The organism is Chitinophaga tropicalis, from assembly GCF_009758205.1.
GTDB lineage: Bacteria > Bacteroidota > Bacteroidia > Chitinophagales > Chitinophagaceae > Chitinophaga > Chitinophaga tropicalis.
Map to the genome: position 1 here is coordinate 20,443 of NZ_WRXN01000017.1, position 22,878 is coordinate 43,320.

Consider the following 22,878-nt stretch of genomic DNA (forward strand, 5'->3'; position numbering starts at 1 on the left):
GTTTATTTTATCTGATCAAGCAATTCAAGTACCTTCTCCCTTTTTAGTATCAGGTAACCTATCTTCTCTTTTGCGATCCCTTCTTTCAGCTGATAGGTAAAGTACAGGTTATCATCTATCACTTCAGATTCAAAATACTTGAACATAATATTTGGTGCATTACGCAGCTCGTCTGCAATTTCGTACAGGTGCGTGGATAAGATGAACAGGCAGTTGGTACTTTTCAGTAACCCGTTTATAACCGCCAGAGAACAGTTTTTAGCATCTTCCACATTTGTTCCTTTGAACATCTCATCTATCAGCACCAGCCATTTCCTGTTATCGTTTATTGTAACGATAGTGTTCTTGATCCTTTGTACTTCATTGAAAAAGAAGCTTTCCCCTTTGAAGATATTGTCCTGTACCTGTATGTTACTGAAGATACCGTTAAAGAAGCTCAGCTTCATGCTACCGGCGGGTACGCCCATACCTATATGCGCCATGAATACGGCTACTCCTACAGCTTTGATGAAAGTTGTTTTTCCGGCCATATTGGCGCCTGTAAGGAACAGGAAATGCGACTGTGGTTTCAGCCCGATATCATACGCCACGGGCTTGGGAATGATAAGATGATACAGGTCTTTCAGCTCTACAAAAGGATGGGAGGTATCTTCGAAAGTGGGAAACTGCAGGTTAAAATGCCGTACTGCTTTTGCCATGGCATAATAGGCATCCAGCCTGCGGTAAATGTCTAACAGCTCGGAAATAGTTTTACGGTGTTTCTTGCGGATATAATGATCATATCGTAATATCTGTACGAAAGATACCGGGCCACTTTCGTTGGCGGCAATGATGTCATTAAATTCTTTCTGGTATAGCAGGTGGTGGGCCCTGTCCAGCAGTTGTTTTAAAACCTTTGGCGTCTGGTCTGTATTGAATTTTTCCTCGAGCATGCGGAAACCTTTCAGCAGCGCCAGCAACTGGGTAAAGGAGAATTTAATGAAGCCAAAGTCAGGTGCATAGATGGTTTTGGTCAGCACAGCGCTTACCAGCAATGATAGTCCTTCCGGATTACTGATAGGTTCTATTTGTGCTTCCAGGTAATTCTCCATCACTACAATAGTGCCATTGGAGATATCTGCAGGCCAGCTGTCTTCTTCTTTCAGGATATATTGTAACGTTTGCTGACGTTGTTCTATTGACGTTATATCTTTTAACGGAGTACTGAACAGTTGTCTGAGGTAATCCCTTCCGCCTGATGTAGTAGTGAAATCGAGTTTATGGAACAGGGAATATTCCTCGTCACGGTTGAAGATAGATAGATCGTAGTAGGTTGTTTTGTCCAGTTCCATGCACAGGTATTTTTAGTGAATATAAGAAATGCTGTTGGCTCCTTTATAGATGATATAGCAGAAAAATTCCATAATAAAAAATCCTCCGGAGCGGACCGGAGGATTAAAATGCTTTATGACACAGGATAATTACCTGTTAAACAGCAGTCTCTGGCCTTTGGCAGATTCATTGAACTGTCCGTTCTCATATGCCAGGTGACCATTTACAAAGGTATGTGTCACTGCTGCAGGGAAGGTATGTTCTTCAAAGGGAGACCAGCCGCATTTGTAGTAGACGTTATGTTTATCTACCATAGTAGCCTGTTGCAGGTCTACGATCACGCAATCGGCGAAGTACCCTTCACGGAGATATCCTCTTTCTTTTATCTGGAAGCAGATGGCTGGTGCATGGCTCATTTTCTCCACTACTTTTTCCAGTGTGATATTGCCCAATGCTGCATGTTCCAGCATCATCAGCAGGCTATGCTGTACCAATGGTACGCCGGAGGGCGCCTGCAGGTAAGGTTGCTGTTTTTCTTCCCATGTGTGCGGAGCATGGTCTGTGGCAATAATGTCCAGCCTGTCATCCAGCAATCCTTTCCACAGGCCGTGTTTATTATGTTCTGCTTTGATAGCAGGATTACATTTGATCAGGTTGCCATAACGCGCATAATCATCTGCGGTAAAGTAGAGGTGATGTACACATACTTCAGCTGTGATACGTTTTTCCGCCAGTGGCAGCATGTTACTGAAGAGCTGTAATTCTTTCTCAGTAGAGATATGCAGGATATGTAACCTTGAGTTGAATTTTTTTGCGAACTGGATAGCAACCAGGGACGATTCAAAACAGCCTTCCTCGTTACGGATGAGTGGATGATAAGCCGCTGTAAGGTTTTCTGCGCCTACTTCCTGTTTGTATTTCTCCATATTGGCTTTGATGATCTTTTCATCTTCACAGTGTGTGGCGATGAGCAGTTCACTGCCGGAAAAGATACGCTCCAGAGTAAGGTAATTGTCTACCAGCATATTGCCGGTAGAAGAGCCCATGAAGATCTTTACACCGCAGATCTCGTTCTTCTTTTCATTGGTGCGCAGTACTTCCTCTGCATTATCGTTGGCTACGCCCATGAAGAAAGAGTAGTTGGCCAGAGAGCTGTTGGCCGCGATCTTATATTTATCTTCCAGTAATTCCTGTGTAAGTGCCGCCGGTTGTGTATTGGGCATTTCCATGAAGCTGGTGGTGCCGCCGGCAATAGCTGCCTTTGATTCTGTATAGATGGTAGCTTTATGGGTGAGGCCTGGTTCCCTGAAATGTACCTGGTCATCAATCACCCCGGGCAGAAGATGTTTACCTTCCCCGTTGATCTCTGTGTACTGGCCGCTTATGTTCAGCTGAGGAGCTATCTTTTCAATACGGCCATCTTTTATATATACGTCCTGAACTGTGGTTGTGCCTTCGTTCACCACAGAGATATTGCGGATTAAATATTGCTGCATGCAGCAAAGATAAGAAAGCTGGAGATAGATTATCCTTCCAGGTGTATAGAGAATACGATCATCCTGGATTGCAGCTTATCGATCACATTGGAGTAGCGCAGGTTTTTATCTTTCACATGCACATTTCCGATACCGTTGCTGATCTTGAATTCAGGAGAGAAGATGAAGCTGGGGAAGTAGAATTCGAACCCGGCGCCAAATTCATAGCCATAATCGCTCTTCCTGATCTTCACCAGGTCTTCTGCACGGCGTGCGCGTGCATTGGAGGCCAGGTCATAGTCATACTTCAGGCCGGCAATCGTGTATACGCGCATGTTACCGATACGGTCTGATTTGAACTTTACCTGTACAGGGAAGCTGAGCAGGATGGATTCTATGTTCTTGGTAGTTTCCCGGGTAGGGAAGTTCTCTTTATAGTAAAGGTTTTTGGAAGCAAATAATAACTGCGGATTGAAGCGCAGGTCAAAAAAGTCGCTCAGGCGTACGTTACCCAGCAGACCCAGGTTGAACCCGAAAGTTTTCAACGGTTCTGCTACCATGATAGAGTCCTGTTTCAGGAAGATCTCGTCATGAAACAACTTAAAGTTTGAATTGTTGGCGGCCAGGGTAATACCAAAGTAATAGGGCTTGGCATCATGTTCTTCCATGTGGATAACGTCCTGCGCTTTTACGCCGGAGGTATTCCATAGGATTGCCAGTAATATTACCAGCGGGACGCGCAATAAATAGAGCTGATGCCGAATGTGAGCTTTTTGCATGTTACTGCTTGGAAACCGGTATTAGTTAAAATATTACACATTTCCTGACCTTGAGGAAAAGCCTTTACGGATTCAGGCAGGTAAGTATACGCCGCTTCACTCCTTGCTATCCATTTCCCGATCAGGGGTGTAATATAACGAAAATATAAATTATATATTTGTTTAATAGGAAAAACGGTAGGATTTGAAAACTCAAGAATTACCAGCTTCCCTCCCGGTTTCAGTACACGTAACATTTCAGACAGGCCTTTTTCCAGGTTCTCAAAGTTCCTCACACCATATGCTACCGTTATAGCATCAAACGTCTGGTCAGGAAAACTTATTGTTTCGCTATCACCCAGCTGAAGTGTTATTTTGTCAGACAGACCTAGTTTCTCTATCTTCTCCCGGCCAAAGGAGAGCATACCTTCGGAGATGTCAATACCGGTTATTGTATTGGGATTGAGAAGTTTATTGGCCATGATAGCAAAATCGCCGGTACCGGTGGCCACATCCAGCATCTTTTTAGGCTGCAGGGATTTAAGCTGCTTGAGCGCTTTTTTCCGCCATTGAATATCAATGCCTAAAGACATGAAATGGTTCAGAAAGTCATAGCGGTGCGCAATATCATTGAACATGGTCGCTATTTGTTCCTTCTTGCTTAATTTTGATGTGGCAAACGGTACGATCTTATTATCTGACATAGCCCGCAAAGTTAGGGTGTAAATGTGATAATGTAAGAAAATAGGTTGTCTGACCATTCATTTAAAACATCCGACCAAGCTATGATCATCAAATCAGCAGAATACCTTATCAGCAATGTGGACTGGCAGAAATGTCCTAAACCGGATTTGCCGGAATATGCCTTTATAGGACGCTCCAATGTGGGAAAATCTTCCCTGATCAATATGCTGGCCAACAACGACAAGTTGGCCAAAACTTCCGGAACGCCCGGTAAGACCCAGCTGATCAACCATTTCCTGATCAACCAGGCCTGGTACCTGGTAGACCTGCCAGGGTATGGCTTTGCCAAGGTGAGCCAGTCACAGCGCAGGCAATGGGAACAAATGATAGAGAACTATCTCCGTAAACGGGAGAACCTGGTGAATGTATTTGTGCTGATAGATAGCCGGCATACACCGCAGAAGCTGGATATTGATTTCATTAACCAGCTGGGGGAATGGCAGATACCCTTCAACCTGGTATTTACGAAGGCTGATAAAAGTACCCAGGCTGAAACCAGCCGGAATGTCAAAGCATTCCTGAACAAACTGAGAGAGAACTGGGAATTCCTGCCTGCTCACTTTGTGACAAGTACAGTGAAGAAGTCCGGAAGGGACGCGATATTGAACTTCATTGACGAGATGAATATGCAGTTCCGGGCAATTGCCTAGGAACTGCAGCCTTTTACCGGCCTGACCCGGTTTATTTTACCCTCACATAGATCTTCCCTACCCGGGCACTATTGTGCACGGACAGCAGGGATAATGTGTCTGAACTGATGGTACAGCTGAATATCCTCGGATTCCAGGGATCGCTGTCTGCCACCAGATAAGGCAGTTTATCACTCTTGAAGGCCATGAGGAAACTCTCTTTTGCCAGCAGCGTATCGTGGCTGTAGGTCAGCATTTTATTGCCGTTAAATTGGAGGATACGCATGGAACCCTCGGGCGATAATTCTTTGGGTCCGGCTGCTGTACTGGTATAGAGTAATCTCCAGCTACCCTGTAGCTGTTGAGTGGGATTGTCTGCCAGTTTATCCTTTTTACATTGGGAATGCATAAGCAATACCAGCAGTAGTGTGACAGTTGTGTAGGCGCGCATGTTACAGTTGTTCAGAATCTTGCTATAAGTTAACGTAAATTTTGGGAATTAAGGTATAACAAGGGGGAATTTTTTGGCAGGGAGAGGGGGGAAAATATCCGTTGGGTGTGTACACACCCAAAAGAGAAAGAGAGGTCCAATTGGGTGCCTGTCAGTTCACGACCTTATCGGCGCAGCAACTGCTGGCAAAAGCGTCAGGTTTGGCTTTAAAGGCAAATCCCATACCCAGGATATAACCCATTGCTTCACGCAGCGCCAGGTTACTCTTAAACTGGGGATTTGTGTTGATGTCAGCATGTACTTCCATGTCCACATCGTATTCTGTGAACATATCGCACAGCTCATAAGCAATTTCGATGCTTTTAGCCACTTCAATGAGCATACGCTCCTTGATAGAATAAGAGTCCCGTGTTTTTTCATTGTGGATGAACATGAACCCTCCATGCCCTTCACGCAGGAAAACGATCACGGTGGCAAATTCGGTTTCAACACCTTTTACCTGTGAATCTGTACCAATACATACTTTTAAGTGAAAGCCCTTGCCGGTTTCCCGGATAATAGCCTGGCGCACTTCTTCTTTAATTGGCAAATGAATCGGTTCGCCATTGAATCTTCTCCATTTCATGATGATATATATGATTAGAGTGAATAGGCGTGGTGGTTACAATAAAAGCCGATCTAAAGGTGCAATGCCGGTTTTCAGGAATAGTATAGTCGAATTTACTGAAAAATAACGAATGGCGGACCGCAGTAGCGAATTAATATCGCCCGTTGCGGTCTGCCATTCAATATAAGGGGAATGATCTGTTTTAGTATTGACCTGTGGACAGTAATACCAGTGTACATGCTTCTATCGGCTCAATTCCTTTACTGCTGGCCATTTCGGCCAGTTCGTGGTTCTCTGCGCCAGGATTGAAAATGATACGTTTGGGATGCAGCTGCATAATATAATCATAATATTCTTTCTGGCGGACGGGGTTCATGTATACAGTTACAGTATCTACATCATCATGAACAGGATGGTCTTTTGTAATGGGAATATCTGCTATCTGCGCATCCTTCTTACCGATGGCAAGGACCGGGTGACCATGAGCTGCCAGCCTGGAAACTGCCAGGTAGCTGTATCTGTTGGGGTTTGGAGAGGCGCCCAGGACTACGGTCTTCTTTTTGTTACTCATAACACTCATTTTAAAAGGGTGCCTGCCAGGATATACACCCCGGCAGGTACTTTATACAAAGCAAACATTACACCAATAAGCCCCGGCCTCCGGTTTAACAACAGGGCTCTGCTGTTTTCAGAGCTTTCAATAATTATTGAAATATCCGGGCAAAAAATATTATTTGAATAGCTTCATCAGCGTGCCATAGAACCAGCTTTCCTCCGCTTTCACAAAGGCGCTCATGGTTTTATCTGTCTGATGGGCAAATTTGTTAATATTCTGAATAGATTCCCTGAATGATTTCACATGCTTATCTTTCGCATCTCCCTCTACATCCTGTAGCTGGTTTAAGGTTTTAAGGATAGGGTCCAGCTCCCGGCGCTTACGTTCCCTGGCTATGTAGGTGGCTACTTTCCAGATATCTTTTTCTGCGATGAAGTATTCCTTGCGTTCTCCCGGTATAAGCACCCGCTCTACCAATCCCCAGTTGATCAGCTCACGCACGTTCATATTGGTGTTTCCCCTCGAGATATTCAGTTCTGCCATGATATCGTCTGCACTCAGCGGGTCAGGCATAACTATCAGCAAGGCATGTATCTGGGCCATAGTGCGGTTAATACCCCACTGTGCTCCAAGAGAACCCCATGTTTGAATGAATTGTGCTTTGGCTTCCGCTAACTTCATGTACTGTTATTTCTTCATTCAAAAGTATATAAAGTTATTGAACTTTCAAAAGGTAATGAAAGTGAGAGGTCGATCAGTTTAAATTCTTAGCCGGCCGCAGGCCCAAAAAGCTCGAAGGTAAAAGCATTTTTTTGAGCAGTTTCTTCGCATTTAGTATGATATAAAGCTCCAAACAGGTACACCACCTGAAGATAAGAAGTATGAGAAGAAGTGAACCGGTTTATTTATGCTTTTGAATACAGGGCAACCCTGTTCCCGTCAGTATCAAAAATAATAGCAAAATATCCCAGGTCCTGAAGCTCTGACATAGGGCGTTTATCCAGTTCTATTTTCCCGCCGGCATCTTCTACGCGGTCCAGCACAGTGGTAAGATCATCTCCGGCATACAGGTAGATCAGGCTGCCCCGTTGACTGGGCAGATAATCTGAGCCCTGTACAATGGCGCCTCCAATGCCGCCATTTTCATTGTCACACGGGAAGAATCCCATCCTTTTAAAACCCAGTTGTTGTTCCGGCATCTCATAACTAAAGATCTGGCTGTAAAATTTCCTTGCCCTGTCAAAATCATGTACAGGGATCTCGAACCAGCTTAAAGCGTTCTTAGGAACTTGATGCATTTGATGAAAATTGGGGGGTTACCTAAATTTAGTTAATTAATGTTAAATCTCAAATTCCAGGATTGAATAGCAGTGTGTTAGCATGATAAAATAAGGGTATAAAAAAACAGGTGTTCGCATACGCGAACACCTGTTTTCTATAATGAGGTGATATTGTAATTGTTACACCAGCATGGTTACCGGGTTTTCCAGGTATCCTTTCAGGGTAGCCAGGAAGCGTGCTCCTACGGCGCCGTCTACACTACGATGGTCGCAGCTGAGGGTAAGCTTCATGATATTCACAACTTTGAACTGTCCTTTTTCAGATACTACGGTTTCTTTGATACCACCAACAGCCAGGATAGCAGAATCCGGAGGATTGATGATGGCAGTGAATTCATCAATGCCCATCATACCCAGGTTGGAGATAGTAAAAGTATTGCCGGAGAAATCCTGTGGCTGCAGTTTTTTGTTCTTGGCTTTGTCATACAGATCTTTTGCTTCACCTGCTATCTGGCTGAGTGTTTTCTGATCTGCAAAGCGGATCACAGGAACTATCAGACCGTCTTCAATAGCTACAGCGGAACCGATATGCACATGGTGGTTCTGGCGGATAAAGTCGCCCATCCAGCTGCTATTTACGTCAGGGTGCTGACGCAGTGCAAGGGCAGAAGCTTTGATCACCATATCGTTGAAAGAGATCTTAACAGGAGAAACTTCGTTGATGGCTTTACGTGCTTCCATCGCCTTATCCATGTTGATCTCTACTTTCAGGTAGAAGTGAGGTGCAGAGAATTTACTTTCGCTCAGGCGTTTAGCGATCACTTTACGCATCTGGCTCAGCTGAACATCTGTATGTCCTTCCTGACCTGCAGGTACGAAAGAAGCAGCTTTTGCAGCAGGAGCAGTGCCGGCAGCTTTAGTCTGTGCCGGAGCGGCAGATGGTACGAAGCTATCAACATCTTTTTTCACGATCCTGCCACCGTCGCCGGAGCCGGTTACCTGTTTGATATCGATACCTTTCTCTTCAGCCAGTTTTTTGGCCAGAGGAGAGGCTTTCACACGTCCGTCTTTGCTTTCTGATGCTTCAGGAGTAGCAGAAGGAGCTGAAGATGCAGCCGGAGTGGCGGCAGGAGCATCAGCTTTAGCGGCAGGTTTTGCGCCACCTGAGCCTTCAGCGGCCAGGATAGCATCTACATTAGTGCCCTTCTTACCTACGATGGCAATGATACCATTTACTTTGGCAGCATCACCTTCTTTCACACCGACATATAATAATTCACCGTCAGCGTAGCCGATCACTTCCATGGTAGCTTTATCAGTTTCTACCTCGGCCAGTACATCGTCACTCTTTACGGTATCACCTACTTTTTTGTTCCAGGCTACGATCTTGCCTTCGGTCATAGTATCGCTCAGCAGCGGCATGCGGATCACAGTAGCGTTTTTCAGCGCTTCAGCGGCAGCGGCGCTATCTGCGCTGCTGGCAGCAGGAGCAGGTGCCGGAGCTGCACTAGCCTGGGCCGGTGCAGGTTGAGATGCAGCCTGACCGTTAGTATTTTTTCCTTCCAGTAAAGGCTTATAATCTTCACCAGCCTTACCTACGATAGCTATAATTTCATTTACTTTAGCAGCCTTACCCTTCTCGACACCTATATATAATAGTGTACCCTCTACATAACCCATTACTTCCATGGTGGCTTTATCCGTTTCCACCTCAGCAATTACGTCGTCTGCTTTTACGGTATCACCTACCTTTTTATGCCATTCCGCGATCACCCCTTCAGTCATCGTGTCACTTAAAAGGGGCATTCTGATAACTTCTGCCATAGTATTTTTCCAAATTTTGCCCAAACCTACAAAAGAAATGCGAATTGTGAAAGTCAGATTAAGGAAGTTATTCTTTCCCGGTACTGTGGTTAAAAATCAAGCTCCATGTTCAGCTTGTCTTTCAGCTCTTTCACTAAAGGATATTTTTCCGTCATCAGCTGGAACTGTTCGCGGCTGGATAACGGAGCAGGACCAATGTCCTGTGTCTGCTGGCTTTCATCCAGCTGTAAAGTAAGCACAATAGCCGGATTGTGAAACTTTTCCTTGAAGAAAGCTGAAATAGCCAGCTTTTCTTCTTCCATGAAACGGAATTGTACAATATTCCTGCTTGTAATAGCTATTTCTTCGGTACCCGGCAGGGAAATAGTAGCCAGCTGTAAATTGCTGACAACCGTCATTTTGTTTGCCTGCCGGAACTTATCTATAAATTCCTCCCAGTAGACGTGCAGGGCGCCCAGTGTAATAGGAATGCTTTGCTGTACAGTATGTACCTGCTGTCTGGCTGCCAGCGCCTCTTTCATAGCTGCCAGGCCTGTCAGCTTGGGCTGAGGGCCAGCCGGTTGTGCCGGTTTTGCAGCCGGAGCAGCTGTTGCCGTTGCCGTAACCGGAACCTGTTGTATTGGCTCTGGTTGCGGCTGATACTGAGCCGGTTGCTGAGGCTGTGGTTGGTATTGGGGCTGCTGCTGAACAGGTTGCTGAGGCACTGCAGCCGGTGTTTCTATTGTTAATCGTGCTTCATTAGCGGCTATAGACGCAGTAGTAGCGGGTTGCCCTGCCGGAGATTTGCCGGCTGGAGCAGGCTGCGCGAAGGAAGCCCGTAGTTTCTGAGGGGCCGCCCCGTCAGCTACCAGTTTTTTTTTTACTACCTCTCCGGTCTGATCATCGCTGACAAGTGTAACCGCCTGCTGAAGGTAACAGAGCTTTATCAGCGCCATTTCCACGTGCAGCCTTTTATTGCGCGCCATACGGTAGTTGATCTCCGTTTCATTAAGCAGGTGCAGTGCCGTGATCAGGTAAGAAGGGCTCAGCTTGCTGGACATCTGTTTATACCTGTCCTTCAGATTACCCGATACTTCTACCAGATGCAATACTCTTTCTTCCTTGCACATCAGCAGGTTACGCAGAAACTCTGCCCAGCCGTTCAGGAAGTTATCACCCTCAAATCCTTTTTGTAATATTTCATCGAAGATGAGCAGGGCATTAGCTACATCCTGTTGCAACACCGCGTCCATGACCTTGAAGAAATAGTCATAGTCCAGTATGTTCAGATGTTCAAGCGTATTCTGATAAGTGAGCCGGCCACCGGTAAAACTGACGATCTTATCCAGTGTGCTCAGGGAATCACGCATACAGCCATCCGTTTTCTGAGCTACCAGGTGCAAAGCATCCTGCTCTGCCTGGATATGTTCTTTCTGACAGATCTCCTGCAGGTGATCTACCGTGTCCTGTATGGTGATACGCTTGAAATCAAAGATCTGACAACGGCTCAGGATAGTAGGTAATATCTTGTGTTTTTCTGTTGTAGCCAGGATGAAGATGGCATAGGAGGGCGGTTCTTCCAGCGTTTTCAGAAATGCGTTGAACGCTGAGGAACTGAGCATGTGAACCTCATCTATGATATAGATCTTGTATTTACCTGCCTGCGGAGCAAAACGTACCTGCTCTACCAGCGTACGGATATCGTCTACCGAGTTGTTGGAAGCAGCATCCAGCTCATGAATGTTAAAAGAGCTGCCTTCATTGAAAGACGTACAGGAATGACATTGATTACAGGCTTCACCGTCAGGCTGGAGATTCTCACAATTGATTGTTTTGGCCAGGATACGGGCACAGGTGGTTTTACCTACCCCTCTCGGACCGCAGAACAGAAAGGCGTGAGCCAGCTGATTGTTCCGGATCGCATTTTTAAGAGTAGTCGTAATATGTGATTGTCCTACTACGGTTGAAAAATTCTGTGGACGGTATTTACGGGCTGAAACGATAAAATTCTCCATATAAACAACGCATTCGCGAAGGCCGAAAGTACAGAAAATTGTCCATAGTCTGATGAGCTTCACTCATGCTACTAATATGACAAGTAGTTATATATTATGAATGATTGACCAGTGAATTTATAACATTTGTTGCTCCTTTCACCAGCTATAAACAGTGAAAGTTACCATGTGCGAATACATAAAGTTTTAAATTTCATCTGTTTTGGTTAAATTTATACCATAATCATATCCAATAGAAAGACCAGCTTTGGAACACGTTGAGCGCTGATGTTAAGATTATTACATACGCCAGTTTTTTAATTTTCAGATGCATACACTAGCCCCCGGCACCACATACGTGCTTGTTTCAATGATCTTCGCATCAGGGAATCCTGTACTCTCTGCAATGCCCCTTGCTGTTGTATCCCTTACAGCCAGCCTGGTCCTCCTGGCACTACTGATAGCAGCAGCATATTACATCAGCAGGCTGAAAAGAAAACTGCGCAACCTGGAGCAGGAGATTATACAACAGGCTACAAGCCAGCAGGAACAACTTACCCGTCTCAGTAAACAGGTACGTACCCCATTGACCGCTGTAGTCGGTTTCAGTGAACAATTGCGGCATACGCCACTTTTGAATGATCAGCATGAACTATTAAAAGTTGTGGACGATGCTGCGGTAGAACTGATGAAGATCTTTGACCATGTCTATGCAACGGGGGAAGCGCCTCCCGTTCAGCCACCTGTACCGCAAACCATGATCATTACACAGCGGGAAATAGATAAGATGAACAGTGATTTCATGAAAGGGAAATATGTACTGGTAGCAGATGACCAGGAAATGAACCTCCTGCTCATGGATAAAATACTTACCCGCTGGCAATGCCGTTTTGATAAAGCAACAGATGGTGCAGCAGCATATGAATTGTTCATGGCCAATCATTATGATATGATCCTGCTGGACCTGCAAATGCCACGGATGACAGGCATTGATGTGACAAAAAGGATACGTGCGGATAAGGACCCCCTGAAAGCACGCGTGCCCGTACTGGCATTAACGTCAGATATTACAATGCCGGAGACCGAGGAATTCCGTCTTGCAGGGTTTGATGATTACCTGCTGAAACCATTCAGGGAAAAAGATATCTATCATACAATAGTAAGACATCTTACTACAGAAAATACTCCTGTGAAACGATCTGTGTAAAAAAGTAAAAGAGGCTTTAAGCCTCTTTTTACTTTTTATTAAACTCCAGGATAGGATGTCTTTTAAATTCTTTTGTTCTGTCAAACAGGTAACGGTAAGTGACCAGCTGCCGGCTGCGGGAAGTTCCCAGGCTCTCTGCCACGTTCATCATCTTCGGGTTAAAGTCCCCTATCCATTGTAATTCATATTCTTTATAGTGTGATTTTGGCTGAATGACTTTCGCTCCCTCTACTATCAGGAAGGAATCAGCCCCCTTTCCCTGGAATTCAGGCACCAAGCCGAATACTACTCCTGAAAATTTTGTACACTGTCCGGTTATTTTGAGCCAGAAGAAATGCAATTTCTGCAGCAAGCCAAATTTTCCATTCATATGTTTGAAGAACTGGTTTAACTCGGGAAGGTTCAGCCAGCAACCGATAGGTTCTTCATTGTAATACAGGAACCATACTATTTTAGGGTCCATTACGGCAGACATCTGCTTAAAGATATTTAACGCCTGCTGTTTGGTAATATCTTTTCCACCATCATGTCCTGCCCATGCTTTATTGTAGACGATGGTGAAGTCCTCTGCGTATTTCTCCAGTTTATTCTTTTCAATATACCTGGCTTTATACCCTGGATCTTTCTTCAGCATTGCATGACGTTCAAAGAACTTAGGCTGTAACTGCTGATCTACCCTCATGGCATAACAGTACTGGTTGAAGAAGGGCTGGAAACCGTAGTTCTCCATCAGCTGTTTATAATAGGGCGGGTTGTAGTTCATGCAGTACAATGGCTCGTGAAACCCTTCCACCAATAAGCCCCACCAGCGGTCCCTTTCCCCGAAGTTTATAGGGCCGTCCATTGCTTCCATCCCTTTTTCTTTCAGCCATTGCTGGGCAGTGTCAAATAAAAGATTGGCAGCAGCCTGGTCGTTTATACAATCAAAAAAGCCAACGCCACCGGTAGGCTGGGTATCTCCCTTGGTCCTGTATTTTTTGTTGACAAATGCTGCTATACGACCTATCAATTCTCCTTTATCATTTTTCAGCAGCCAGCGTACACATTCTCCATGCCGGAACGCTTTATTTTTTTCCGGGTCGAATACCTGTTCAATATCCTTATTCAGCGGACGTATCCATTCCGGATACCGTTTATTCAATAAAACGTGTACTTCGATGAATTGACGGGCTGTTTTTTCACTAGTTACGATCACCAGTTCCATAGAGACTATTTTGAATGTGTGCAAAAATAGCTTTTTTCAGTATCCGTACTCTGGCATTATTTTTTCTGTCTCGCTTGCTATGAGGCACAATGCAACATATATTATCATAATTATTTTCCTGCTGGTATTTTTAGTGCTGAGTTATTCCAGGCAGCAGAAGCGTGTAAAGGACGTCCTGAACCAGAATGAACGGTTGATCAACGAGAACCGTGACCTGCGTCACTCCCTGGATATTAATAATCAATCTGTACAGCAGATAGAGAACAGAAGGGAAGTACAACAGCGTACACAGGGAACTTTTGTTGAGCGGCGTACTTATTACCGCCGTAACTGGAAACAGTTCATTGCTGTTACTACAAGCGATTACCGTACCGGGTTCCTGGGAGGGATCAAAGACCTGCAGGTTATTGTAAGGAACCAGACCGAATATCCACTGGATAATGTGGTGGTGTCTGTACAATACATGAGAGGAAATGGAGATGTGTTTAAAACAGAAGAATATACTATCAATGACGTACCCGCCAAGGGCACAAAATCCGTAAAAGCTTCAGGCAGCCGTAAAGGACAGAAAGTGGAACTGAAGCTGTTGAGTATTACCAGCCAGTCTATGAATTTTTGCTGGGCATTCAACAAACCAGCGCCGGCAGGAAATCCTGATCCGTATTTGTGTACGCCGACCGATTAAATTTTCAGCCGGCCCAAAAGAAATTTACTTTTGCCGGGATGTTATCCTTACACAGCCAAACCGGTATTGCTTCCCATGTTGCAAAATTATATGAACAGTCTTTCCCCCCGGAAGAACGCCGGTTGCTGCCTGCACAGCAGCTCCTGCTTGACAGGGGAGCGCTGCAGTTATCAACTATAGAGAAAGATCGCATCTTTGCCGGCTTTATTTTCTACTGGCAGTTAACTGATTTCATTTTTGTAGAACACTTTGCTGTCGATCCCGGCAGCAGAGGTAGCGGCATTGGCGGGAGTGTGATGCAACTGCTGGAGAAGGAATTTCCACAGCTGATACTGGAAGTAGAACCTCCGGATACACCGGATGCTGTCAGAAGGATCCGTTTTTATGAAAAGCTGGGATTCACCGCTTACCCGTACACTTACCTTCAGCCACCGTACCTGGCAGGTGGAGAGCCGCTATCTATGTGGCTAATGCAAAAAGGTATGTCCCCGGAGGAACATACCTTTTCAAAAATAAAAACTGAAATTTATCGTGAAGTCTATGGCTGGTAATGTTTATTACCTGTTACCTCTTGATCCCCTTTCCCCTCTTGATGGTGCCGGGCTGGATGACCGTTCAGGCGCCTGGGGCATTGAGCGTGGCTGTGCCTGAGGCTGAGGTTGAGGTTGAGGACGCATTACAGGCTGCTGCTGAACAGGTCTGCTGGGTGCCGGCATTGTCCTTGGCTGAGCTGCCGGTGCCGGTGCCGGTCTGTCAAACGCCCTGTTGGCTCTTTCTACACCGGAACCCCTGTTATTATCTGGTCTCGGAGTGTAAACCGGTGCAGATGTAGCAGGTGTATTAGGAGTAGATGGCTGGAAGACATTGTTCCTGTTGCGGTCCACCCTGTTATTGTTATTGTCTGGTCTGCTGACGTTGTTATTATTGTTGTTATTATTCCATACAGGCCTGTTGCTATTATTTCTGTTATCCGGTCTGTTAACATTGTTATTGTTATTCCAGTCAGGTCTGTTGTTATTATTGTTGTTATCACGGATCGCTCTTCCCGGAGTATTAGGCCTGTCAAAGGTATTCCTGTCATTATTGCCGTTGCTGAAGGTACTGCCTCTTGAAGACTGACGTAAAGCAGCCGGTTGCGGACGATAGATCCTTACCTGGTCACGTGTAGCTACTGCACGGCCCGGACGGTCGCTGTCAGCTATACGTACCTCACGTACCCTGGCGTTGGTATATCTTTCAACATCCCTGGTGGCAGGGCCACGGTAGTAGGTCCTGTTATTGATAATGGTAGTATTATTAATGATTGTGGTATTGTTATAGATGTTGGTACGGTAGCTTCGGTCCACATAATACCTGTTCACATAAGGGCTGGTAATATACCGGCAGGGCACAAATGACCAGTATGATACAGGTATATTCACACTCACGCCTATTGTCATACCAGGGCCAAGAGGGGCCCATCCGTAATAATCTGCACTATTCCTCCAGCTCACCCAGGCCGGTCCCCATTCGGTACCTGGTATCCACATCCATCCGTAGGCATTGTCAAATGTCCAGCGGCCGTAGTGAAATGGCGCCCATCCCCAGTCATAATCAGACATCCAGGTCCATCCGTAATCGGTATAAACCCAGTGACCTGCTGTTGAATAAGGCTGGAAATCCGGGCCTGCATTCGGTATCCACACCTGACCGTAACTACCATAGCTGATCCACTGTCCATACGGGCTCAGCGCATCGTAGAATCCGTTAACGGATACCTGTCCACCCTGGTAGGCATCATTCTGGTAGTAGCCGTATGGCTGTGCCGTAGCGCAGGACATGCCCGGTATAACCGCAATGGCCGCCATTGCAATGGCAAGGGTGAAATGATTCTTTTTTATATAGTTTTTTATGTTTTTCATATTGCTCGTTTTAAAGGGTATCTGGTTACCTTTTGTAAAATTGTCCATTGTTCCGAAATGAAAATGAAATGTTGCTCAGTGTCTGCTTGGATTACAGAATGATATTAATTTTAATATGTTAATAATGTGTGGTACCTGAATAACGATTGATCAATGTTACCGCTTTAGCTGGCCTGGAGCATCTATAAGATTGGATGTAACGGTGTCAGATGTTAGCTTGCTTCATCTAAAACAAGTATTGTGCCGAATAGATTAATCCCTTTGCTATGGCTATTCTTGAGGTAGTTTGGAAGACTTTTTTTAGCAAAATCTTCACATTTAGGTGTTTAAACACGTAAAATGCAGCGGACTGATGAAGATCATTTGGAAAGTCCTTGTCAGGGAAAATGGATTTATGCATTTTTGTCAGAAGAAATATCCTTATATTAAAATGTTATATATTGCATATTACATTCTTCACCTACTATATAATCGAACTGGTTTGTATCGTCTATGGTGTATAAACTATAGCGTATGACTATTTTTTGATTTTCCCCTATTAACAATTACCTTTGCGGCAAATTTAACAAACCGCTCATTTTAAGCATTTATAAACCTCTTAAAAATATGCCTAACACAGGTAAGATCAAGCAAATTATCGGTCCCGTGGTGGACGTCCACTTTCAAGGGAAGTTGCCCGAAATCTACAACGCACTGGAAATTACCCGCGAAAATGGTCAGAAAGTAGTATTGGAAGTGCAGCAGCATCTGGGTGAAGACAGCGTTAGATGCGTTGCAATGGACTCGACAGATGGTTTCGTGAGGGGAATGGTTGTGGTAGATAAAGGTACTCCAATTAAAATGCCGGTGGGCGATGGCATCAAAGGCCGTTTGTTTAATGTGGTAGGTGAGGCTATCGACGGTTTGGGTGATGTTGACAGCAGCAATGGTTATCCTATTCACCGTAAACCACCAAAATTTGAAGATCTGGCTACCGATACAGAAGTACTGTATACCGGTATTAAAGTAATTGACCTGATCGAGCCATATGCAAAAGGTGGTAAGATTGGTCTGTTTGGTGGTGCTGGTGTGGGTAAAACCGTATTGATCCAGGAGCTGATCAACAACATCGCGAAAGGTTATGAAGGTTTGTCCGTGTTTGCCGGTGTGGGTGAGCGTACCCGTGAAGGTAATGACCTGATGCGTGAAATGATCGAGGCTGGCATCGTTAAATATGGCGAGAAATTCCAGGAGTCCATGGAACATGGCGGATGGGACCTGAAAGCCGTAGATATGGAAGGTCTGAAAAAATCTCAGGCTACCTTTATATTCGGTCAGATGAACGAGCCGCCCGGCGCCCGTGCCCGCGTTGCTCTGTCTGGTCTGACTATCGCTGAATATTTCCGTGATGGCGATGGTACTGCAGGTGGTGGTAAGGATATCCTCTTCTTCGTAGATAACATCTTCCGTTTCACCCAGGCAGGTTCCGAAGTATCCGCGCTGCTAGGCCGTATGCCTTCTGCGGTGGGTTATCAGCCTACACTGGCTACAGAAATGGGGCTGATGCAGGAGCGTATCACCTCTACCAAAAATGGTTCAATCACTTCCGTACAGGCCGTTTACGTACCTGCGGATGACTTGACCGACCCTGCTCCGGCTACAACATTCTCCCACCTGGATGCTACCACTGTACTGGACCGTAAGATCTCCGACCTTGGTATCTATCCGGCTGTGAACCCGCTGGAATCCACTTCACGTATCCTCAGCCCTGCTGTAGTAGGTGAAGCACATTATAACTGCGCCCAGAGAGTGAAAATGATCCTTCAGCGTTATAAAGAGCTGCAGGACATCATCGCGATCCTTGGTATGGACGAGCTGAGCGATGAAGATAAACTCACCGTTTCCCGCGCCCGCCGTGTACAGCGTTTCCTGTCTCAGCCTTTCCACGTAGCAGAACAGTTTACTGGTCTGAAAGGTGTACTGGTTCCGATCGAAGAAACTATCCGTGGTTTTAACATGATCATGGACGGTGAAGTAGATGAGTATCCTGAAGCAGCATTCAACCTGGTAGGTAACATCGAAGCCGCTATCGAGAAAGGTAAGAAACTGCTGGAAGCAGCCAAGAACTAAGATTTTTCACACTCTTAACTTTTAATATGTTATTAGAAGTATTAACACCTGAAAAGAAACTGTACTCCGGCGAAGTTTACGGCGTGCAGCTGCCCGGCATAGACGGTTTGTTTGAAGTGCTGGACAAGCATGCTCCGTTAATTGCCGCCCTGGGTAAAGGCAGAATGAAGGTGCTGAAAGACAAAACAAACAGCGAATTCTATAACATAGAAGGTGGTTTTGTAGAAGTGCTGAGAAATAAAGCCACTGTGCTGGTAGAAGGCGCAAGCGCATTATAAACAACATCCAGGATAGGGTATCAGCATCCAGTTGATACCTTATCTTAAAATAACAGGCCGGGTAGGATTACCCGGCCTTCTTTTTGTCCTAACTATTCCAATCTAATTAATAATAACCCTGTTCAAAGCGCAGCATGATTACTGGCCAGGGCGTTGCACAAATCAGGACCCACACTGCGCCGGAAAAATCCAGCAACAGCCATTGGGCCTGTTCCTATGAAAATGAATATCTTATGGTAGATTATGTTTTTCTCCAAGCCGTTTAAAACAAAGCACAGACCCTGATTAACAAGGTCTCAGTGATTTATTTAAGTTGTTCCAAAAAATTATTTATTTATATCCAGGAAGGAATTAAACGATAATGGTTTGTCCTTCATAGGTATTGTTTACTCGGTTAAATATTCCTTCTCTTCGATGTCTGTAAACAGGGGCACAACAATAGATTGCTCTGACTACATTACTCTTTTGCCCAAGCAAGATATTCGAATTTTTTTAAATATCCTCGGTTGCTGCTACTGTTTTGAGCAGAGGAAATGCAGGCGCAGACGTTAGTCGTTGGCCCTCAGAGGGTAGGCTATCAATATTTTTTCTGCTTTTTTTTCCACAATGGAATATATATATACCATATTCCCGGTACGGTACAGTATACACGTTACTAATTAAGAAGGGGATCTATCGGGAAATTGGCCATGATAGCAAAGTTGCTGCCAAGGTTCTTCAACGCCTGAGGCCAGACGTTCTGGTTTTTTTCTTCAAAAATTATATGAGTATTGCTTTCAGAAAGTATCCATGATTTCTCATTCAGTTCATTTTCAAGCTGTCCGCCACTCCATCCCGAATATCCTATAAAGAACTTGATCTTATTAGGGTCCAGACGGCCGCTGTTTATAAGCTCTACCACCGTGTCGAACTCTCCCCCCCAATAAACGCCTTTCATGATCTCAAAACCGCCTTTAATGAGGTCTGGTTGCTGGTGTATGAAGTGGATGGTATCTATCTGTACCGGACCGCCATAAAAAACCGGGATATTGCCGGGAAGCACGTCCGGAACAAGGTCACTCAATTTCTGGTCAAAAGGTTTGTTGATAACGAAACCAAAACTGCCTTTATTCTCCTGGTGTTCACAGAGTAATACCACCGTACGGGCAAAGTTTTGATCTTTCAGGAACGGGTCAGCTATAAGTAATATACCGGGCGCCAGAGAAACCATACACAATCAATTTTATCACTTACCCAAATTTAACTAATTGAGATCAAGTATTATAGGGGAGAAAAGATTTTTCTGAGAAAAGCAGCAGAAGGAACGTAAAACCCAAAAAACACATAAAAGTAAAAGGAGGCTAGAAAGCCTCCTTACCATTTTATCAACCAAAATCTAAATCGCTTATGGATCGAATCCAATGTCGATGTATGTAGAAAGTTTAAATTACTTTGTTATTCCAATCCAGTACATCAAATTTAGTACCAGTTTGATAAAGCAAATGTACAGAAAGAACTGCAAATACAAGTATTATTTCGCAGTTAAAATTACGTTAAAGTGATGCTTAATTCTTAAAGCCAATGCTGTAAGCACTTTTACAGTATTAATTTTGTATTAATGTTGCTATAGCAAGCAATGGAATTTAACAATTTATGCGCTGGAACCCTTACTGTTTGTAAGTATCTTGTGCTCTTTACTTTAAACGTAGCATGGTACCACTGAAGAAAGTCTTTCCCATCATTGTGGTGTTAATTACACTGTCTCTGCTGGGAATCATTTATATCCAGGTGAACTGGATATATAACGCCTACATCTTACGCCGTGAGCAACAGGAACAACGTGTTGTGGACGTACTGAACGGAGTACGTGAAGAAATGATGGCCCGTAAAAGCCCACCTATGCGTCTGAAGGTGGACGGAGCCAAGATCAGGGCCACTGATAAAGGACTGGCTATTGATAAATACGAGATTGCCAGCATCAACTATGAGATGAACGTAAGCGACCGTTTTACTACAGATGAGGTACAGCGCCTTGTCGCTTCAAGACTGCGCAATCAGCACCTGGACACTACTTTTGAGTTTGCCATCCTCGGAAAAGGTTATTTTGGTAATAACGGAGCCGTCAAGATGCAATCCAACGGGTTTACAAAAATGGTAGAGAATGCAACGAAAGACAGCATGGACTACCTCTACCAGTATGTGCCGCTGCTCAACAGTTTTGAATACGTGACCGGAGATACAGAGACCCTGCTGGTGCTGCAACCAAAGAACAACCTGTCCCTCATACTTTCTCTCGGCAGAATGATGGCCGGTGGCCTGCTTTTCACCGCTGTGATCATCACCGCATTCATCCTCACCATCCGCACCATGCTGAACCAGAAGAAGATCTCTGAGATCAAATCAGACTTCATCAACAACATGACGCATGAGCTGAAAACACCTCTGGCCACTATTTCACTGGCCATAGATATGATAGGCAATGACAGGGTAATGACCAATAAAGATCAGATCCGCCATTTCTCCGGCATCATCAAGGAAGAAAATAAAAGGATGAACAAACAGGTGGAAAGCATTCTGCAATCTGCCCTGCTGGAGAAGAATGAAATAGGGCTCAATCTACAGGTAACGGATGTACATGATGTGATCAGACATACCGTTGAAAACCTGCAGCTGCAGCTGGCGGCAAAGAATGGGCAGGTAGAACTGAGGCTGGATGCCATCAACCCGATCATTAAAGCAGATGACGTACATTTTTCTAATGTGATCTTCAACCTGCTGGACAATGCCATAAAGTATTCCAAACAGAATCTCGAAGTAATAATTTCAACCTACAGCACACGTAAGAGCCTGGTTATAACTATCACCGATAATGGTATAGGCATGAGCCGTGATACGATTTCACGTATCTTTGAAAAATTCTATCGTGCACATACAGGTAATGTGCATAACGTAAAAGGATTTGGATTGGGGCTCAGTTATGTGAAAGCTATTGTAGATGCGCACAAAGGCAAAATAAAAGTAGAAAGCGCAGTAGGTAAAGGCAGCAAATTTACTATGGAGTTCCCGCAGGAATAATTACAATCTCAACTTACTATGGCATTGACAGAAAAAGAACTAGCGCACTTTAAACACGCAATAGCTGTTCCCGGTATGGGAGTAGCCATGCAGGAGAAACTGAAAGAAACAAGAATACTGGTAGTAGGCGCGGGTGGGTTAGGAAGCCCGGTAATACAATATCTCAGCGCCAGCGGAGTAGGAGTGATAGGCATTGCAGACTATGGCGTGATACAGGATGAAGATATGCACAGGCAACCCGTTTACCAGATGCAGGACCTGCGCAAGCACAAGGCAAAAATGGCCGCCAGCCGCCTCTGGGCCTCTAACCCTTTCACAAAACATTACCCCTTACTGCTGCAGGTAAAACCGCAGAATATAGTACAGTTGCTTGAAGGTATGGACCTCGTGATCGACTGTTCTCAACATATTCCCACTCACCTTGTGATCAATGACGCCTGCATTGCCCACGGAAAACCTTTTGTAACAGGAGAAGTACATAACTGGGTATCCTGGTGGGCCGGTTTCAACATTGCACCCGCCAGCGGAGAAGCACCGGCATCCTACCGTTGCAGCACAGACCTGATAGATGAGCACCGTAACTTTGACGCAGGCATCATTGGTGTTACACATGGCGCAACAGGTATGATGATAGTGAATGAAGTACTGAAATATATTGCCGGTGTTCCCGACGGACTGGCCAACAAATTTTATAGCATGAACTATCTGCATAATTCTTATAATGTGCGCGCACTTAGCCCCAACAGGGATATCCTGGCGGAAACGAGAGAAAAAGGCGTACTGACTGCAGAAGATTATGGTATGGAAATACTACCCGATATAGAAGACTGAT

Annotated in this window: 22 protein-coding genes; 8 read left to right on the forward strand and 14 right to left on the reverse strand. The window is 44.9% G+C overall.

Going from position 1 to position 22,878, the window contains the following annotated elements; translation table 11 throughout:
• Nucleotides 1-2: 2 nt before the first annotated feature.
• From GO493_RS26755 to ubiE, 4 genes are all read right to left on the reverse strand, one after another.
• Nucleotides 3-1,331 (reverse strand): MutS-related protein, encoded by a 1,329-nt coding sequence (locus tag GO493_RS26755; protein WP_157309309.1) that lies wholly within the window; start codon nt 1,329-1,331, stop codon nt 3-5.
• A 129-nt stretch (nt 1,332-1,460) separates the two neighbouring features.
• Nucleotides 1,461-2,807: a dihydroorotase gene (locus GO493_RS26760; protein ID WP_157309310.1), complete on the reverse strand. Its 1,347-nt coding sequence runs from the start codon at nt 2,805-2,807 to the stop codon at nt 1,461-1,463.
• A gap of 29 nt (nt 2,808-2,836) precedes the next feature.
• A complete protein-coding gene (porT, locus tag GO493_RS26765; RefSeq protein ID WP_232539125.1) occupies nt 2,837-3,565 on the reverse strand; it encodes a type IX secretion/gliding motility protein PorT/SprT in 729 nt (242 codons plus the stop codon).
• Nucleotides 3,511-4,248, reverse strand: a complete 738-nt coding sequence (gene ubiE, locus GO493_RS26770) for a bifunctional demethylmenaquinone methyltransferase/2-methoxy-6-polyprenyl-1,4-benzoquinol methylase UbiE (RefSeq protein WP_157309311.1) — start codon at nt 4,246-4,248, stop codon at nt 3,511-3,513. Before ubiE ends, porT begins: the two co-directional genes overlap by 55 nt.
• 81 nt (nt 4,249-4,329) lie before the next feature.
• Here ubiE and yihA point away from each other — a divergent pair, with 81 nt between their 5' ends.
• Nucleotides 4,330-4,938: a ribosome biogenesis GTP-binding protein YihA/YsxC gene (gene yihA / locus GO493_RS26775; protein WP_157309312.1), complete on the forward strand. Its 609-nt coding sequence runs from the start codon at nt 4,330-4,332 to the stop codon at nt 4,936-4,938.
• A 31-nt stretch (nt 4,939-4,969) separates the two neighbouring features.
• Here the strand turns inward: yihA and GO493_RS26780 are convergent, their stop codons facing one another.
• From GO493_RS26780 to GO493_RS26810, 7 genes are all read right to left on the reverse strand, one after another.
• Entirely contained in the window at nt 4,970-5,368 is a 399-nt protein-coding gene (locus tag GO493_RS26780) for a hypothetical protein (protein ID WP_157309313.1), read from the reverse strand.
• 151 nt (nt 5,369-5,519) lie between these two features.
• Nucleotides 5,520-5,993 (reverse strand): ribonuclease H-like YkuK family protein, encoded by a 474-nt coding sequence (locus GO493_RS26785; RefSeq protein ID WP_157309314.1) that lies wholly within the window; start codon nt 5,991-5,993, stop codon nt 5,520-5,522.
• Nucleotides 5,994-6,177: 184 nt separating this feature from the next.
• On the reverse strand, nt 6,178-6,546 hold the full coding sequence (locus tag GO493_RS26790) for a CoA-binding protein (RefSeq protein ID WP_157309315.1): 369 nt from the start codon (nt 6,544-6,546) through the stop codon (nt 6,178-6,180).
• A gap of 159 nt (nt 6,547-6,705) precedes the next feature.
• Nucleotides 6,706-7,212, reverse strand: coding sequence for a GbsR/MarR family transcriptional regulator (locus GO493_RS26795; RefSeq protein WP_157309316.1), 507 nt, complete (start codon nt 7,210-7,212; stop codon nt 6,706-6,708).
• Between the two features lie 224 nt (nt 7,213-7,436).
• The gene (locus GO493_RS26800) at nt 7,437-7,829 is read right to left on the reverse strand and encodes a VOC family protein (RefSeq protein WP_157309317.1); all 393 of its coding nucleotides are present in this window, start codon (nt 7,827-7,829) and stop codon (nt 7,437-7,439) included.
• A gap of 162 nt (nt 7,830-7,991) precedes the next feature.
• On the reverse strand, nt 7,992-9,635 hold the full coding sequence (locus GO493_RS26805) for a pyruvate dehydrogenase complex dihydrolipoamide acetyltransferase (RefSeq protein ID WP_157309318.1): 1,644 nt from the start codon (nt 9,633-9,635) through the stop codon (nt 7,992-7,994).
• A gap of 89 nt (nt 9,636-9,724) precedes the next feature.
• Complete coding sequence (locus GO493_RS26810) at nt 9,725-11,629, reverse strand: DNA polymerase III subunit gamma/tau (protein ID WP_157309319.1); 1,905 nt, start codon at nt 11,627-11,629, stop codon at nt 9,725-9,727.
• Nucleotides 11,630-11,936: 307 nt separating this feature from the next.
• Here GO493_RS26810 and GO493_RS26815 point away from each other — a divergent pair, with 307 nt between their 5' ends.
• Nucleotides 11,937-12,815: a response regulator gene (locus GO493_RS26815; RefSeq protein ID WP_157309320.1), complete on the forward strand. Its 879-nt coding sequence runs from the start codon at nt 11,937-11,939 to the stop codon at nt 12,813-12,815.
• A 28-nt stretch (nt 12,816-12,843) separates the two neighbouring features.
• Here GO493_RS26815 and GO493_RS26820 read toward each other — a convergent pair whose 3' ends face one another.
• Entirely contained in the window at nt 12,844-14,043 is a 1,200-nt protein-coding gene (locus GO493_RS26820) for a hypothetical protein (protein WP_232539126.1), read from the reverse strand.
• Between the two features lie 55 nt (nt 14,044-14,098).
• Here GO493_RS26820 and GO493_RS26825 point away from each other — a divergent pair, with 55 nt between their 5' ends.
• Together GO493_RS26825 and GO493_RS26830 are read left to right on the forward strand one after the other, a co-directional pair.
• Nucleotides 14,099-14,704 (forward strand): hypothetical protein, encoded by a 606-nt coding sequence (locus tag GO493_RS26825; RefSeq protein ID WP_157309321.1) that lies wholly within the window; start codon nt 14,099-14,101, stop codon nt 14,702-14,704.
• Between the two features lie 38 nt (nt 14,705-14,742).
• Complete coding sequence (locus GO493_RS26830) at nt 14,743-15,255, forward strand: GNAT family N-acetyltransferase (RefSeq protein WP_157309322.1); 513 nt, start codon at nt 14,743-14,745, stop codon at nt 15,253-15,255.
• A gap of 6 nt (nt 15,256-15,261) precedes the next feature.
• Here GO493_RS26830 and GO493_RS26835 read toward each other — a convergent pair whose 3' ends face one another.
• Nucleotides 15,262-16,605: a DUF6600 domain-containing protein gene (locus GO493_RS26835; RefSeq protein ID WP_157309323.1), complete on the reverse strand. Its 1,344-nt coding sequence runs from the start codon at nt 16,603-16,605 to the stop codon at nt 15,262-15,264.
• Between the two features lie 606 nt (nt 16,606-17,211).
• Here GO493_RS26835 and atpD point away from each other — a divergent pair.
• Nucleotides 17,212-18,714: a F0F1 ATP synthase subunit beta gene (gene atpD, locus GO493_RS26840; protein ID WP_157309324.1), complete on the forward strand. Its 1,503-nt coding sequence runs from the start codon at nt 17,212-17,214 to the stop codon at nt 18,712-18,714.
• 26 nt (nt 18,715-18,740) lie between these two features.
• Nucleotides 18,741-18,992 carry an ATP synthase F1 subunit epsilon gene (gene atpC / locus GO493_RS26845; protein WP_157309325.1) on the forward strand — a complete coding sequence of 84 codons (252 nt, stop codon included), beginning with the start codon at nt 18,741-18,743 and terminating at the stop codon, nt 18,990-18,992.
• 655 nt (nt 18,993-19,647) lie between these two features.
• Here atpC and GO493_RS26850 read toward each other — a convergent pair.
• Complete coding sequence (locus tag GO493_RS26850; RefSeq protein ID WP_157309326.1) at nt 19,648-20,202, reverse strand: YqgE/AlgH family protein; 555 nt, start codon at nt 20,200-20,202, stop codon at nt 19,648-19,650.
• Nucleotides 20,203-20,681: 479 nt separating this feature from the next.
• Here GO493_RS26850 and GO493_RS26855 point away from each other — a divergent pair, with 479 nt between their 5' ends.
• Together GO493_RS26855 and GO493_RS26860 are read left to right on the forward strand one after the other, a co-directional pair.
• The gene (locus GO493_RS26855) at nt 20,682-22,046 is read left to right on the forward strand and encodes a sensor histidine kinase (protein WP_157309327.1); all 1,365 of its coding nucleotides are present in this window, start codon (nt 20,682-20,684) and stop codon (nt 22,044-22,046) included.
• An 18-nt stretch (nt 22,047-22,064) separates the two neighbouring features.
• Entirely contained in the window at nt 22,065-22,877 is an 813-nt protein-coding gene (locus GO493_RS26860; RefSeq protein WP_157309328.1) for a HesA/MoeB/ThiF family protein, read from the forward strand.
• The last annotated feature ends 1 nt before the right edge of the window (nt 22,878 follow it).